At 32.9% G+C, this 15,700-nt stretch carries 13 protein-coding genes; 9 read left to right on the top strand and 4 right to left on the bottom strand.

The features are described 5' to 3' along the window. Positions 1-139 precede the first annotated feature (139 nt). Positions 140-595 (bottom strand): phospholipase D-like domain-containing protein, encoded by a 456-nt coding sequence (locus IR213_RS06180; RefSeq protein ID WP_194311430.1) that lies wholly within the window; start codon positions 593-595, stop codon positions 140-142. Positions 596-774: 179 nt separating this feature from the next. Between IR213_RS06180 and topA the strand changes: the two genes are divergently transcribed. From topA to IR213_RS06145, 7 genes are all read left to right on the top strand, one after another. Further along, positions 775-3,291 carry a type I DNA topoisomerase gene (topA, locus tag IR213_RS06175; protein WP_194311429.1) on the top strand — a complete coding sequence of 839 codons (2,517 nt, stop codon included), beginning with the start codon at positions 775-777 and terminating at the stop codon, positions 3,289-3,291. Positions 3,292-3,294: 3 nt separating this feature from the next. Beyond that, positions 3,295-4,443, top strand: coding sequence for a formimidoylglutamase (locus IR213_RS06170; RefSeq protein WP_194311428.1), 1,149 nt, complete (start codon positions 3,295-3,297; stop codon positions 4,441-4,443). A 248-nt stretch (positions 4,444-4,691) separates the two neighbouring features. Continuing rightward, positions 4,692-6,104: a T9SS ring complex lipoprotein PorK/GldK gene (gene porK / locus IR213_RS06165; protein ID WP_194311427.1), complete on the top strand. Its 1,413-nt coding sequence runs from the start codon at positions 4,692-4,694 to the stop codon at positions 6,102-6,104. A gap of 44 nt (positions 6,105-6,148) precedes the next feature. Next, on the top strand, positions 6,149-6,796 hold the full coding sequence (gene porL / locus IR213_RS06160) for a type IX secretion system motor protein PorL/GldL (RefSeq protein ID WP_194311426.1): 648 nt from the start codon (positions 6,149-6,151) through the stop codon (positions 6,794-6,796). Positions 6,797-6,843: 47 nt separating this feature from the next. Then, the gene (porM, locus tag IR213_RS06155; protein WP_194311425.1) at positions 6,844-8,394 is read left to right on the top strand and encodes a type IX secretion system motor protein PorM/GldM; all 1,551 of its coding nucleotides are present in this window, start codon (positions 6,844-6,846) and stop codon (positions 8,392-8,394) included. Between the two features lie 50 nt (positions 8,395-8,444). Beyond that, a complete protein-coding gene (gene porN, locus IR213_RS06150; protein ID WP_194311437.1) occupies positions 8,445-9,404 on the top strand; it encodes a type IX secretion system ring subunit PorN/GldN in 960 nt (319 codons plus the stop codon). 101 nt (positions 9,405-9,505) lie between these two features. Continuing rightward, positions 9,506-10,552: an NAD(P)/FAD-dependent oxidoreductase gene (locus IR213_RS06145; RefSeq protein WP_194311424.1), complete on the top strand. Its 1,047-nt coding sequence runs from the start codon at positions 9,506-9,508 to the stop codon at positions 10,550-10,552. A 1-nt stretch (position 10,553) separates the two neighbouring features. Here the strand turns inward: IR213_RS06145 and IR213_RS06140 are convergent, their stop codons facing one another. After that, positions 10,554-10,934, bottom strand: a complete 381-nt coding sequence (locus tag IR213_RS06140; protein WP_194311423.1) for a DUF983 domain-containing protein — start codon at positions 10,932-10,934, stop codon at positions 10,554-10,556. A 65-nt stretch (positions 10,935-10,999) separates the two neighbouring features. Between IR213_RS06140 and IR213_RS06135 the strand changes: the two genes are divergently transcribed. Then, positions 11,000-12,910 (top strand): ABC-F family ATP-binding cassette domain-containing protein, encoded by a 1,911-nt coding sequence (locus IR213_RS06135; RefSeq protein ID WP_194311422.1) that lies wholly within the window; start codon positions 11,000-11,002, stop codon positions 12,908-12,910. On the opposite strand, the gene IR213_RS06130 is transcribed toward IR213_RS06135, so the two are convergent. Further along, the gene (locus tag IR213_RS06130; protein WP_194311421.1) at positions 12,905-13,873 is read right to left on the bottom strand and encodes an App1 family protein; all 969 of its coding nucleotides are present in this window, start codon (positions 13,871-13,873) and stop codon (positions 12,905-12,907) included. The two genes, IR213_RS06135 and IR213_RS06130, sit on opposite strands and share 6 nt — an antisense overlap. A gap of 63 nt (positions 13,874-13,936) precedes the next feature. Here IR213_RS06130 and IR213_RS06125 point away from each other — a divergent pair, with 63 nt between their 5' ends. Further along, positions 13,937-14,806: a diacylglycerol/lipid kinase family protein gene (locus IR213_RS06125; RefSeq protein ID WP_194311420.1), complete on the top strand. Its 870-nt coding sequence runs from the start codon at positions 13,937-13,939 to the stop codon at positions 14,804-14,806. A gap of 144 nt (positions 14,807-14,950) precedes the next feature. Here IR213_RS06125 and eutC read toward each other — a convergent pair whose 3' ends face one another. After that, a complete protein-coding gene (eutC, locus tag IR213_RS06120; RefSeq protein WP_194311419.1) occupies positions 14,951-15,688 on the bottom strand; it encodes an ethanolamine ammonia-lyase subunit EutC in 738 nt (245 codons plus the stop codon). Positions 15,689-15,700 lie beyond the last annotated feature (12 nt).

The following is a 15,700-nucleotide window of genomic DNA, read 5'->3' as shown; positions in this document are numbered from 1 at the left end:
GAATGTCAAACTTGTTTTTTGGAATAAAATCTATTAGTTGTTTGAAAATCGGCTGACCGACAAACTTTTTTTCAATATCTTTGGAACTCATAAATTTTGTTTTTTGTCACTCAAAATATATGAAAAAAAGGGCTTACTTTTAAAAGTAGCCCTTTCTGTTTAAAAATATTAATCGGTTAGTAGTGATAAATAAAACAATAAACTGTTCTGCAAGTTTTGAGGAGTTATAATTTATAATAATATTTTCAAATGAATTATTTGATTCCTCATTCCAGTTGTAAGAACCAGTTATTACTGTGTTATCGTCAATGATACATAACTTATTATGCATTAATTCGTTATCTCCATTGCCTATTTTATAGATTTTTCCTTTGTATTTGTTTAATTGCTCAAAATTTATCGATGAATTATTGTTGATGTCATCATTGGAAATAATGATTTGGACGGCACAGCCTTCTTTTGCTTTTTTTAGCAATTGATCAAAGATGTTTTTGTTGGTAAACCAAGCCACCGCAATATAAATGGATTTTTGTGCTTTATTAACTTCCTCTTGTATTCGAGAGGCAATATTTTCGAAAATGGCTTCTGTCTGCATGCAATCAATTTTTTTCTAAAAGTAAGAAATAAAAGAAAGTTATTGTTTTTTATTTCATCAAAATCATGAGATTTCAAATCGTTCAAAACCTAACGGTAATCAATAAAAATCATTTTTAAAATTTCCAAAAGTGCAATATTTAAAAATTTCTTCTACTTTTGTCCCAGAAAAACAAACCAATGGCAAAGAATTTAGTTATCGTTGAGTCACCTGCAAAGGCTAAAACTATCGAAAAATTTCTAGGAAGTGATTACCAAGTTGAGTCAAGTTATGGGCATATTGCCGACTTGCCTTCAAAAGAAATTGGTGTAGATGTCGAGAATGGTTTTAAACCAAAATACGAAGTTTCGTCCGATAAAAAAGCATTGGTAAGCAAATTGAAATCTTTAGCTAAAAACGCTGAAATGGTTTGGTTAGCAAGTGATGAGGATCGCGAGGGGGAAGCTATTTCTTGGCATCTTTCCGAAGAATTAAAGTTGGACAAAAAGAAAACTAAGCGAATTGTTTTTCACGAGATCACCAAAACTGCGATTCTAAAAGCAATTGAAAATCCTCGCGAAATCGACTATAATTTGGTTAATGCGCAACAAGCGCGTCGTGTTTTAGACAGATTAGTGGGTTACGAATTGTCGCCGGTACTTTGGAGAAAAATAAAAGGAGGTCTTTCTGCTGGACGCGTACAATCAGTTTCAGTTCGTTTGATTGTAGAAAGAGAAAGAGAAATTCAGAATTTTAATGCAGTTGCCACTTATTCGATTGTTGCCGAATTTACGAACGAAGCCGGAAAAACATTCAAAGCAAAACTCCCGAAGAATTTCAATACAAAAAAAGAAGCCGAAGATTTCTTGAATAAGAATGTCGGTTCTACTTATAAAGTTTCAGATTTAGAAACAAAACCAACAAAAAAATCACCAACCGGACCTTTTACAACTTCGACTTTGCAACAAGAAGCGGCGAGAAAATTGTACTTGCCTGTTGGAATCACAATGCAATTAGCACAACGTTTATACGAGGCGGGACTCATTACTTATATGAGAACTGACAGTGTAAATTTGTCAAAAGATGCGATGGATGCGGCTCAAGCTGAAATCATCAAGTCTTATGGAAAGGAATTTTCTAATCCAAGAACTTTTGTCAATAAAAGCAAAGGAGCACAAGAAGCCCACGAGGCAATTCGTCCAACAGATATGTCGCGACATACAGTAAATATTGATAGAGACCAAGCTCGTTTGTATGATTTGATTTGGAAAAGAACATTGGCTTCGCAAATGAGTGATGCTGAATTAGAACGCACAAATCTTAAAATTCAAGCCAATAATCATAGTGAATTGTTCACGGCTTCTGGTGAAGTTTTGCTTTTTGAAGGTTTCTTGAAAGTATATTTGGAAGGAAGTGATGACGATGACGATGAACAAGAAGGCATGCTTCCTGCAATGAAAGTCAATGAAAAATTAGAAAATAATTATATCACTGCTACCGAAAGATATTCTCGTCCACCTGCAAGATACACCGAAGCTTCTTTGGTAAAAAAATTAGAGGAATTAGGAATTGGGCGCCCGTCAACTTATGCACCAACAATTTCTACCATTATCAACAGAAATTATGTGGAGAAAGGAAATCTTGACGGCCAGGAACGCAATTATACCCAACTTACTTTGCAATCAGGTAAAGTAGGTGAGAAGTTGCTCAAAGAAAATACAGGTTCGGATAAAGGGAAATTAGTTCCTACAGATATTGGAACAATTGTTACGGATTTCTTGGTTAAAAATTTCGAAAACATTTTGGATTATAATTTCACTGCCAAAGTGGAACAAGATTTTGATGAAATTGCCGAAGGAAACGTCAATTGGACAAAAATGATGCAGGAATTCTACGATAAGTTTCATCCAAATGTGAAGGATGTAGAAGCTAATGCAGATAGAGAAAGTGGTGAAAGAATTCTGGGAACAGATCCTAAAACAGGGAAACAGGTTTCTGTTCGTTTAGGAAAATTTGGTCCAATGGCACAAATTGGTGAAGCTGATGACGAAGAGAAAAAATTTGCCAGTTTGATGAATGACCAAAATATTGGTAACATTACTTTAGAAGAGGTATTGAATTTATTTTTATTGCCAAAAAATCTTGGGACTTATAAAGGAGAAGAAGTTGAGGTAAGCAATGGTCGTTTTGGTCCTTATGTACGTCACGGAGCGGCTTTTGTTTCTTTGCCAAAAGGAGAAAATCCTTTGGATGTCGATTTTGAAAGAGCGAAAGAATTAATTGATGAAAAAGAATTAGCTGATGCGCCGATTGCGGTTTACAAAGGTGAAGGTGTACAGAAAGGTGTTGGTCGTTTTGGACCTTTTATAAAATGGGATGGTTTATTTATTAACGTAAGTAAGAAATATAATTTTGATAATTTGTCTCAATCGGATATTGAAGCTTTGATTGAAGATAAATTGCAAAAAAACATTGATAAGGTTTTGCATAATTGGGAGGACGAAGGGATTTTGGTTGAAAAAGCGCGTTGGGGACGATCAGTAATCACCAAAGGAAAAATCAAAATTGAATTAAGTAAAGATATTGATGCTTCAAAATTGACTTTAGAAGAAGTTCAAGAAATGATTGCCAAGAAAACACCAGCCAAAAAAACTGTTGCAAAAAAGCCTGCTGCAAAGAAAGCTGTTGCTAAAAAACCAGCAGCAAAAAAGAAATAATATATGGAATTTGATTTTCTAAAACCTTTAGATAATGAAATCCTTCAGTTTATTAAGGAGGTTTCTTCCCAGCAATTGGGGAGTAAAGTGATTTTTCATACTGCCGAAGACTTTCCGGATTTGAATAAAATTAAAATTGCGATTATTGGAGTTTTAGAGAATCGTGGCGATGTTAACCAAGAACACGAAGTAGATTTGACACACATTCGAAAAGAATTGTATGCATTGTGTCCGGGAAATTGGAATGTTTCTATTGCTGATTTGGGAAATATTCTTCCCGGAAATTCGAGTGATGACACTTATTTTGCCTTAAGAAAAGTAGTTTCGAGGTTAATTAAAAAGAAAATTATTCCTATTATTATTGGAGGTTCACAAGATTTGACCTATGCACTTTACAGAGCTTTTGATAATCTGGAACAAATGGTTAATCTGGTTTCAATTGATAATAAATTTGATTTTGGGAAAGAAAGTGAAGCTGTTTCATCGTCTTCTTATTTGACCAAAATAATTATTGAAGAACCGAATAATCTTTTTAATTTCAGTAATATTGGCTATCAAACCTATTATAATTCGCAGGAAGAAATTGATTTGATTGATAAATTATTCTTTGAGGGGTATCGATTGGGGGATATTTCCAATAATTTAGCCCTTGCAGAACCGGTTTTTAGGGATGCAGATATTGTGAGTGTTGATATGACTTCCGTTAAGTCATCTGATTCAGGAAATTTCACTTCTTTTGAGCCTAATGGTTTTAATGGTAAAGAGATTTGTGCTTTGGCAAGATATGCCGGAATTAGTGATAAAGTTTCGCTTTTTGGGGTTTTTAATCATAATAGTTCCAAGCAGGAATCCGTTCTGATTTCTCAAATTATTTGGTACTTTATTGAAGGCTATCATTATCGTTCTAATGAATATCCTTTTGGAAGTAAAGAGAATTATATAAAATATATTATACCTTTGGAAGAAGAACTAATATTTTATAAAAGCAATAAAACGGATAGGTGGTGGATAGAAATACCATTTATTTCTTCAAGCAATAATAAGTTAAAGAAAAGTACGTTATTACCTTGCTCTTATGACGAGTATTTGGGGGCTTGCAATCAGGAAATTCCTGAAAGATGGTGGAAAGCCCAACGTAAAAATATAGTGTAAATTTTCGTTAAATCTTTTATTAGCACAAATAACATAATTGTATTTTGTAGGATAAATTTTATTTTATTATATTGTTTTTGGTATTTTATCGATGTTTTTGGTATTTTATCGATAAAATATTTTTTTCTTTGCGTATTTAATTTTAGTTTTGGACTATGGAATAAATAGTACTCTAAATAATTGTTTTATTAAATAATAATAAATAGGTTTACGGACTTAATAATAATGAATATATAACCCTAATTAATATGAAGAAGCTTATTGCGTTTGCTGCAATTTTAACCTTAATAATTGGATGTGGTAAAACAACCGACAAAGGTGAATTAGTAGGTGTAAAAGGTGCAAAATGGCATCCAGAAAAGCCTTACGGGATGACTTTGGTTCCAGGAGGTTCGTTTATTATGGGAAAATCCGATGAAGATGTTGCCAGTGTAGGTGATGCAACTACAAAAACTGTTACAGTTCGGTCTTTCTATATGGATGAAACAGAAATAACCAATAGAGAATACCGTCAATTTGTAGAATGGGTAAAAGATTCCACAATGAGAGTTCGATTAGCTATTCTTGCTGACGTATCCGGAATAAAACCTGGTGATGGAAAAGCAAAAGGAAAAGGTAAAAATTCAGGAAGTATTGGAGATTTTGCTTTTAATGATCAAGATCCTGAAAAAATGACTGCTTATGATAAATATATGTACGATAATTATTATAGTATTGGTACAGATGATGATCCTTATGCTGGCAGAAAACTAAATCACAAAGTAAAACTGATTAAAGACACTAAATTATATCCAGACGAATATTATACTGAAGTTATGGATTCTATGTATTTGCCATTAAATGAATCCTACAACGGTTTAAGAACAATTGACGTCAATAAACTTAAATTCCGTTATTCATGGATGGATATTCAAGCTGCTGCTAAAGCTAAAGTTGGAAAGAGAAAAGATTTCATAAGGACAGAACAAGTAAAAGTATATCCTGACACAACAACTTGGATTAAGGATTTTTCTTATTCCTATAATGAACCGATGCACAATGATTATTTTTGGCATCAAGCTTATGGGGATTATCCTGTAGTAGGAGTAAATTGGAACCAGGCAAAAGCATTCTGTGCTTGGAGAACGCTAAATAAAAACAGTTGGATTAAATCTAGAAAGAAAGGTCACGATCAAACAAATAATTTTAGATTACCTACAGAAGCCGAATGGGAATACTCTGCTAGAGGAGGTCTTGAATCAGCTACTTATCCTTGGGGAGGGCCTTACACTAAAAATGACAGAGGTTGTTTCCTTGCCAATTTCAAACCTATGAGAGGGGATTATGCTGCAGATCAATCTTTATATACTGTAGAAGCAAAATCATATGAGCCAAATGGTTACAATCTTTATAATATGGCAGGAAATGTTGCCGAATGGACTGATTCAGCTTATGATCCAAATGCATATGAATATGTGTCATCCATGAATCCAAGTAATATGGATACTTCAAACAAACGTAAAGTTGTTCGTGGAGGTTCTTGGAAGGATGTTGCTTATTTTCTTCAAGTAGGTACTCGTGATTATGAATATGCAGATTCTGCAAGAAGTTTTATTGGATTTAGAACTGTTCAAGATTATATGGGAACTCAAGCAACTGAAAAAATCAAGAAAAAAAAATAAACTAAGCTAACTAGTAATTAAATTAACCTTAAAACACAAAAATTATGGCATTGATAAGTAAACAAAAGATGAATTTTGCATACGGAATGGGAGCGGCAGTAGTAATTATAGGAGCTTTATTCAAAATAACACACCTTGAATTCGGTTTCATAACAGGAAATTTAATGCTGACTATAGGTCTTGTTGTTGAAGCTGGAATTTTTGCTCTTTCGGCATTCGAGCCGGTAGATAATGAATTGGATTGGACATTGGTTTACCCGGAACTTGCTAACGGTGAAGCTAGAAAAAAATCAGTTAAAACAGAAGTTCCTTCAGATGCAGAAGGGATGTTGTCTAAAAAATTAGACGCAATGCTTAAAGATGCTAAGATTGATGGTGAATTAATGATGAGTTTGGGAAATAGTATTAAAAACTTTGAGGGGGCCGCTAAAAGTATTATGCCTACAGCAGATTCTATTGCTTCTACTAAAAAATACAGTGAAGAGTTAACATTGGCTGCAGCCCAAATGGAATCTTTAAACAGCTTATATAAAATACAAATACAAAGTTCTTCAAGAAATGCTCAAATAAATGAAGAAGTAGTAGAAAATAATATAAAATTAAAAGAGCAAATGCAGTCTTTGACTTCTAACTTGTCTTCATTGAACAATGTTTATGGTGGAATGCTTTCTGCAATGAGTAACAAAGGATAATTAGTTTCAAACTATAGTAAAATAATAAAAACTAATTACTAGAAAATATGGCAGGAGGAAAATTAAGCCCTAGACAGAAGATGATAAACCTAATGTACCTGGTTTTTATCGCGATGTTAGCATTAAATATGTCCAAAGAAGTATTATCGGCTTTTGGAATTTTGAATTCAAAAATTATTGAATCTAATTCAATTACTGATGAGAGAAATGAAAATTCGTTTGGGCAACTTTCTCAAAAGGCTCAGGAACAACCTGGGCAGTATGGAGAAAAAAAACTCATAGTTGAGAAAATCAGAAAAATTTCCAAAGAATATTGTGACTATTTAGAAGGTATTAAAACAATTATTACAAGAAAAACCGAAAAAGATGCTCAAGGTAATTTCATGTACGAGCAAATGGATAAAGGTGATTTAGTGGATAGATTGTTTTTTAAAGGAGATAAAACATCTAAGGAGGGAAAAGAGTTTTTAGAGAAAATTAAAAATTACCCTGCACAAATTAAAGAAATTGCAGGTAGTAAACTTCCCGAAGTTGAAGTTAATAAAATTGAAAAGAGATTTGCGACAACTCCAATAAAATCTAAAGAAGCAGGCGCAACTTTACCTTGGATTGATTATCATTATAAAGGGTTTCCTTTAATTGCAACAGTTACTAAATTAACTCAATTGCAAGCAGATGTGAAAGCAACAGAGAGTGATGTAATGGCGTCAATGTTTCAATCAGATTTGATTGCAGCAGCTTCACTTACAGCTTACCAACCAATAGTGGTTCTTGAGAAATCAGTTTTCTTTCAGGGAGAAGCTGTAAAAGGAAAAATCATATTAGGAAAATTTGATCCAAAATTAATTGCTAAATCAGTAGTTGTTAACGGCTCAAGTGTTCCAGCTTTGGCAGGTCAGGCTAATTTTTCTTTTGGTTCTGGCAATATTGGAGAACATCCAATAGCTGGGTCTTTCAACTTTGACGAAAACGGAAAAGTAATTAGTTTACCAATAAATGATAAATATGTTGTTGTTGCACGACCAAAATCTGCTACAATATCTGCCGATAAAATGAACGTAGTATATCGTGGGGTTGTTAACCCAATGACTATTTCATTTGCAGGAATTTCTGCTGATAAAGTTACAGCATCCGCACCAGGATTATCTTCTGCCGGAGCTCCTGGAGCTTATAGTATGAGACCAGGAACAGGAAGTGAAGTTGTTATAAATGTTATAGGAAAACTTCCTGACAATTCGATAGTTTCAGATAAAAAAACATATAGAATTAAAGGGCTTCCAGCTCCAGCAGGTACAATTAGAGGAGAAATGGGAGTAGTAAAAGGTTCTAAATCAAGCTTGCAAATTTCTACTGTTGGTGCAAAAATGATTGACTTTGATTTTGACGTTAGTTTAGATGTAGTTGGTTTCAATTTCAAAGTTGCTGGTCAGCCCACTATAGTAGTTCCTGGAAATAAATTAAATGCACAATGCATATCAGTTTTGTCAAAATCAACAAGAGGAGATCAGGTTACCATTTCTGAAATTAAAACTAAACTAGTGGGAGCGGGTAGCTATATGTTGCAAAAAACTGCGCCTGTAATTTATGAAATACAATAAATAAGGAAGTTTGACACAAAGCTACTTCAATAACTTATAATGAAATTATGATGAATACAAGAAATTTTTTAATAATTGTTATTTACATTCTTGGGAGTGTGGCTTCTTATGCACAACCTAATTTGCTTAATGCGAAGATTCCTGAAGAAATAGGACTTAAGTCTGCAGCACAACTCATTTCAGACAATGACAAACCATTAGAATATGGTTATGTTGATGATAGGGATGTTTTGATGGGAAAAACTGTTTGGGAAATTATTGATTTAAGTGAAAGAATCAATTTCCCTTTATATTTTCCGGTAGATACTGCAAACATAGGTTCAGACAGACGTTCACTATACGATGTTTTGACTAAAGCTATTCGAAATGGAGAAATTACAGAAGTATATTCAGATAGTTATTTCAATACTAAAAAAACGTTTAAGGATATTCAAATGTCATTAAGTAAAATAACTGCAACTGAATTAGGGAAAGAGCAATTTAACAATGGGAATCCAGCTGCTAAAAACCTTGAAAACTTAGACAATTTAATTAAAGATGACAATAAAGTAGAGATTGATAAATTAATTAAAGAAGGGTATGTTGATAAACAAGACCTTACCGCCCAAGATGTTACCCAGTATAAAATTAAAGGATATTGGTATTTTGACAAACGTCAAAGTGAATTGAAATACAGATTACTTGGTATTTGTCCCGTAACTCCGGATGTTTATACCATGAACAGTGACGAAAAAGATTACATTGAATTGTTCTGGGTATTTTTTCCATCTTCAAGAGACGTGTTGCACGAAGCTAAAGCTTTTAATGATAAAAACTCAGCAATGCCAGTTTCGTTTGATCAAATTTTAAATTCGAGACATTTTAATGCTGTTATTTATCAGGAAGAAAACGTTTATGGTGACAGAACAATTGTAAGCTATATGAAAGATAATGCTCAAAATCAATTATTGGAATCAGAACGAGTAAAAGAAAAAATTCGTAATTTCGAAGAAGATATGTGGAATTATTAAATTTCATTTCAAATCTTCATAATGAACTCTTGCTTAGTGGCGAGAGTTCTTTGTTTTTAGACATTACACAGTTCTTGCACATCTAATTTTACATTTTAAAAATGATAGATTATTTAATAATTGGCTCAGGATTAGCTGGAATTTCATTTTCCGAAATTGCTTTGCAAAACAATAAGTCTATTTTGGTGTTAGACAATAATTCCCAGAATTCTTCAAAAATTGCTGGCGGTCTGTATAATCCAGTGATTTTAAAACGGTTTAGTGAAGTGGGACAAGCTAAGGAACATTTGATGATTATGAATGATTTCTTTTCAATATTGGAAAATAAAATCGGTTGCAAAGTGAATTTTAAATTGCCTATTTTAAGAAAATTTTTTTCAATCGAGGAACAAAACAACTGGTTCACGGCTTCCGATAAAGTAAATCTTGCTCCTTTTTTGTCTACAAATATAATTGCTACAAAGTATTCATCGATTGATTCTCCTTTTGGGTATGGTGAAGTCTTGCAAACAGGCTACGCCGACACCGCATTGTTACTGAATAAATACAGAGAATATCTAAAAAAAAATCAATTATTCCTTGAAGAATCTTTCGATTATTCTCTTTTGCAGGAAGAAAGTGATTGTATCCAATACAAAAATATTCAGGCAAGGCATATCATTTTTGCGGAAGGATTTGGGATGCATTCCAATCCTTATTTTAAAGATTTACCATTAGATGGAACTAAAGGAGAACTTTTTATTATAAAAGCGCCACAGCTCCAGTTAGATGTGATTATTAATACAAGTGTTTTTATTTTGCCCCTAGGCAATGATTTATACAAAATAGGAGCTACCTATAATTGGACTGACAAAACCGACATACCAACTGAAGAAGGAAAAGCGGAATTAATCGAAAAAATCAAAGAAATAATTAATTGCGATTTTGGAATTGTAGAACATTTAGCTGGCGTTCGTCCTACAGTTAAAGACAGAAGGCCATTAGTGGGAACCTATTCTAATCATAATTCGATACATATTCTCAACGGCTTGGGAACACGAGGGGTTATGCTTGGACCGGCAATGGCCAAAGCATTATTCGAAAATATTGAATTCCAAAATCCTCTAGATAAAGCAATTGACATTAGAAGATTTACCAAAAAAAGCTAAATTATTCTTTTAAATCAGGTTTGTATGATACAAACATGTTGATGTATATATTCCTGGACCACCTTAAAACATATGGAAATAAGACAACATTCGATACAATTATAGCAATAAAAGCATTTTTTATACTGGAATTAAAAATAAGATAGGAAACTATAAATGCAAAAACACCTAAAGCAACATTCAATCCGTAGCTTACATACATGGCTCCATAAAAAAAGGAAGGCTCAATTTGATATTTCAAACCACAATGGCTGCATTTTTCATTCATTTTGAGTATTTTGGAAAAATGTAGTGGATTTTTATCCAAATACATACTCTCATTCTGACATCTAGGACAAGTTCCTGTTAAAATACTATTTAGTTTGGATCCTTTTTTTAACATTTGCAAAAAATTTCTGCGAAGATACAATTTTGTACTTTCCTTAATGTAACATTAGTAAAAAAAACATGCTTAATATACACAATTTGTCCGTTTCTTTTGGAGGAACTTATTTATTTGAAGAAGTTACCTTTCGATTGGGTGCCGGAGACCGAGTAGGTCTTGTTGGAAAAAATGGTGCTGGGAAATCAACAATGCTTAAAATCTTGGCCAAAGATTTTGCTCCAGATTCTGGAGTTATTTCTCAAGAAAAAGAAGTTCGAATGGGTTTTTTGCGTCAGGATATTGATTTTGAGCAAGGAAGAACGGTGCTTGAAGAAGCATATGAAGCTTTTACGGATATTAAAATTGTAGAGAAAAAGCTGGAAGAAATTAATCATCTTCTAGTCACCCGAACAGATTACGAAAGTGAAGAATACGGACAAATCATAGAAGATTTATCTGATTACACCCATCGTTTTGAATTGTTGGGAGGATATAATTATATTGGCGATACAGAGAAAATTCTCCTTGGATTGGGTTTTAAAAGAGAAGTTTTCAATAATCAAACCGAAACTTTTTCGGGTGGATGGCGAATGCGTATCGAATTGGCAAAATTATTATTGCAGGCAAATGATGTTTTGCTTTTGGATGAGCCAACGAATCACTTGGATATTGAGAGTATTATTTGGTTAGAAAGTTTCTTGCGCAATTATGCCGGTGTTGTGGTGATTGTTTCGCACGATAAAATGTTTTTGGATAATGTAACCAATAGAACAATCGAAATTTCCCTCGGGAAAGCTTATGATTTCAATAAGCCATATTCCGAATATTTGGAATTGAGACATGAAATTCGTGAAAAACAATTGGCAACCCAGAAAAATCAGGCTAAGAAAATTGAAGAGACTGAAAAATTAATTGAGAAATTTCGTGCCAAAGCCTCCAAAGCTTCGATGGCTCAATCGCTTATTAAAAAACTAGATAAGGTCGAGCGAATCGAAGTCGATGAAGACGACAATTCTGTGATGAATATTTCATTTCCGGTTTCGAAAGTTCCAGGAAGAGTAGTAATTGAAGCTGAAGATGTAACCAAAAAATACGGTGACAAAACTATTTTAAAAAACATTTCACTTTTGGTCGAACGCGGAAGCAAGATTGCCTTTGTTGGACAAAACGGACAAGGAAAATCGACTTTTATTAAAGCCATTGTCAACGAATTCGAATATCAAGGAAGTATCAAATTAGGTCACAATGTTCAAGTAGGCTATTTTGCCCAAAATCAAGCAGAATATCTTGATGGCGAAATCACTTTATTGCAAACTATGGAAGACGCAGCTAGCGACACAAATCGTTCTAAAGTTCGAGATATGTTGGGTTCATTCCTCTTTCGTGGCGATGAAGTAGAGAAAAAGGTAAAAGTCCTTTCAGGAGGCGAAAGAAATCGTTTAGCGCTTTGTAAATTACTTTTGCAACCCATAAATGTTTTGGTAATGGATGAGCCAACAAATCACTTGGATATTAAGTCTAAGAATGTGTTGAAAGCTGCCTTGCAAAAATATGAAGGCACTCTGCTTTTGGTTTCTCACGACAGGGATTTTCTTCAGGGAATGTCTAATATTGTTTATGAATTTAGAGACCAAAAGATTAAAGAATACTTAGGAGATATCAACTACTTTTTGGAACAACGCAACCTTGAAAATATGCGTGAAGTTGAGAAAAAAGATTCTTTAAAGGTAGTTTCAAAGGAAAGTAATAAAGTTTCGTATGAAGATCAAAAAAGAGGAAAATCTTTGCAGAATCGATTGAGTAAGGTCGAAAGTCAAATTAAGCAATTGGAAAAAGATCTTCAACACGATGACAAAATGCTAGCTTCTAATTATAATAAGCATATTGAAGACGCTAAATTTTTCACGGCTTACAACAAGAAAAAAGCGGATTTAGACAAGCTTCTTTTGGATTGGGAAATCATTCAGGAAGAAATTGATGTTGCTGGTTTATAAAATAAGTCCAATCTTTTTTGAATGTAAAATGGCTTCGCTACTATGTGTGAAATAACACACGGAAACTCCTAAACTTTCAAGATTTTTTAAGGCTATTGAAACCTTTTCTTTATCTTGATTATCCGTTTTACGGATATAAACTGCTTTTACGGTGACAGGAAAAATTTTGCAAATAGCTTCATACAAAAATGGATCGTTTTGAGAATCGTCACCCAATAAAACATATTTTAAATTGGGGTAAAATTCTAAGATATGTTTTATTTTTTCGAATTTGTGGTTGTGACTGCCTTTACCTGTCCAAAGAAAATCTGTAAGACTGGACTTAATATCTTTCAGTAATAAGACCGCTTTTGGTAACTTATGGATTTCAGTGAATTTTATAATAAAACGATACAAATTCCATTCACTGCTCGAAACATAAAAAAAAGCATTTACTTCATCTTCATTATTCCTACCAGAAGAACTTAAAGCTTGATAATGAGGAACAACCTCTTCAAAAACTTTTCGGGTATTAACATTTCGAAACAGTATATGATATAGTTTTTTCAATGGATTCTCGGTATATGAAACCAAAAAAGTATCGTCTATATCCGAAATAATGCCTAAATTTTCTCTTTTTGGACGAATGAAGCTTTCTTTAGCCACAATCTTTTTGTCTTCGTGAATGATACTCACCTCATATTCAATCCAGCCATAACCAACATTTTGATCTACCGGAATGCAAAATTTAAAATAACCATCAATCAGAGTTTTGGTATGGATTGTTATGTTGTTATGTTTTAAATAAACATCTGCATTTGCTTGCGTTTTTAGCCTGAACAAACGGATAATTGAAGTCGCATTTTTGAATGTTTTCTTCTCAAAAGCATAATCTTTAGTTTTGGTTGGTTTAAAAACGTGTCCCATCACGATTAATTCTTCATCATTTGCATATCCGCGGTATAATTTTAAAATAGGCTTCATTTATTGTAGTAATTTTGTAATATGTTAAAATTAATTGTTTTTAATCAATAAAGAATTAAAACTTTGAAAAAGAATGTGTTATTGGTTGTGAATCCAGTTTCTGGTGCGGTTGATAAATCAGAGTTTATTGATGAAGCTACATTTTTTGCAATCAAAGAAAATCTAAATCTTATTCTTTATAAAACTACTGGTGGAGACGATATTTCAAAAATAAAGGCACTTTGTAAAAAATACAAACCGGATCGAATTATCATAATTGGTGGAGATGGGACTATAAAAATGGTGGCAGAAGCGACAGAAGGTAAAGACATAATTCTTGGTATTTTACCTGCCGGCTCAGCTAATGGATTAGCGGTTGATTTAGATTTGATGAGAACTCTAGAGGAAAATCTGAACATAGCTTTTCATAATCATTACATAGAATTAGACACTATTGTTATAAATGAACATAGATGTTTTCATCTGAGTGATTTAGGTTTGAATGCAGAACTTGTAAAAAACTATGAAAAAAGTAATATTCGGGGCAAATGGGGTTATTTTTTGCAGGCAATTAATACTCTTTTGGATTTTGGAGATCCATTTACAGCAACAATAGTTACAAATAATCAAACTATCGAATGTGAAGCAAGAATGATTGTTATTGCCAATTCAAAAAAATATGGAACAGGAATTGTTATCAATCCTGATGGCATTATGAATGATGGCAAGTTCGAATTGGTGATTTTGAAAAATTTGGATTTAATAATTTTTGGGGAAATTATATTGGGTAAGATGCCGCTTAATCACGGAGACATTGAAATTATTTCTACTGATAAAGCAACAATCAGCACTAATTTTCCGGTAAGTTTCCAGATTGATGGCGAATATTGTGGTGCTAAAAAACACTTAGAAATTAAAATGTTACCCCAAAAAATTAAAATAGCTGTTCCTTAATATTTTTGAAATGATTTAATATGTTGTGTTTTTTTTGATCTGTTTTAGTAATAAAAGCGTATTATGTGTAAAATCAATTATTTTTTTCGGCAGTTGTTTTTCGGTTAATTTAAAGTCAAAAATAGTCGATAATACTTGATTTTATTATGGTAGATAATAATCAGATAAGTTATCCTTTATTTGTACTCCAGAAATCTTTTTTGTTGTCATTTGATCTACTAAATAGGCTAATTTCATTGCTGCAAATTCGTAGTTTAAACCTTCAATTTGGATATTTGAAACACAATTTCTTTTTTCATCTGTATTTCCTGTTTTTGGATTGTAAGTTACATAAGCACTCATGCTGTTTGGCGAACTCAAACCAGGTCTTTCACCAATTAAAATTAATGCTATGCTAGCATTAAGCATTTCGCCTATTACATCTGAAATAGCGACTCTGCCATACTTCACGATAATTATAGTGTCAATTATTTGTATTTTAAGCTTAGGAATTAATGCTTTAATTAATTTAATAGCATGAATATTCACTGCATCAGCTGAAAGGCCATCGGAAACGATTATGCATAAGTCTCCTTTTTTATCGCTTAGATTATTAAGCAAAATCTTGCTGTCTTCATCTAAAAGTCTGCCTTTGTTGGGATTTTGAAGATATTCGGTATCGTTTTGGATTTTGCTTTTTACTAATGTTGTTCTCATACCAATTTTTTTGGACTCTTCATTGAGGTTCAAAAAATCTAATTCTGCCGTTATTGCATCTTTAGCGAGGGCATGTGCCATACGGAATTTTAAAACTTCATTAGTTGGTAATGAAGTCCCGGCTCGTCCTAATGCTATCCGTGCATTTGTGTAGTTTTTGAGTATTTTCCAATTATCTTTTTCCATGAACTTTAGTGG

This window comes from Flavobacterium soyangense (assembly GCF_015277675.1).
Taxonomy (GTDB): Bacteria; Bacteroidota; Bacteroidia; order Flavobacteriales; family Flavobacteriaceae; genus Flavobacterium; species Flavobacterium soyangense.
Note: the sequence above shows the minus strand (reverse complement) of the source record. Positions and strands in the feature narration are given on the sequence as shown.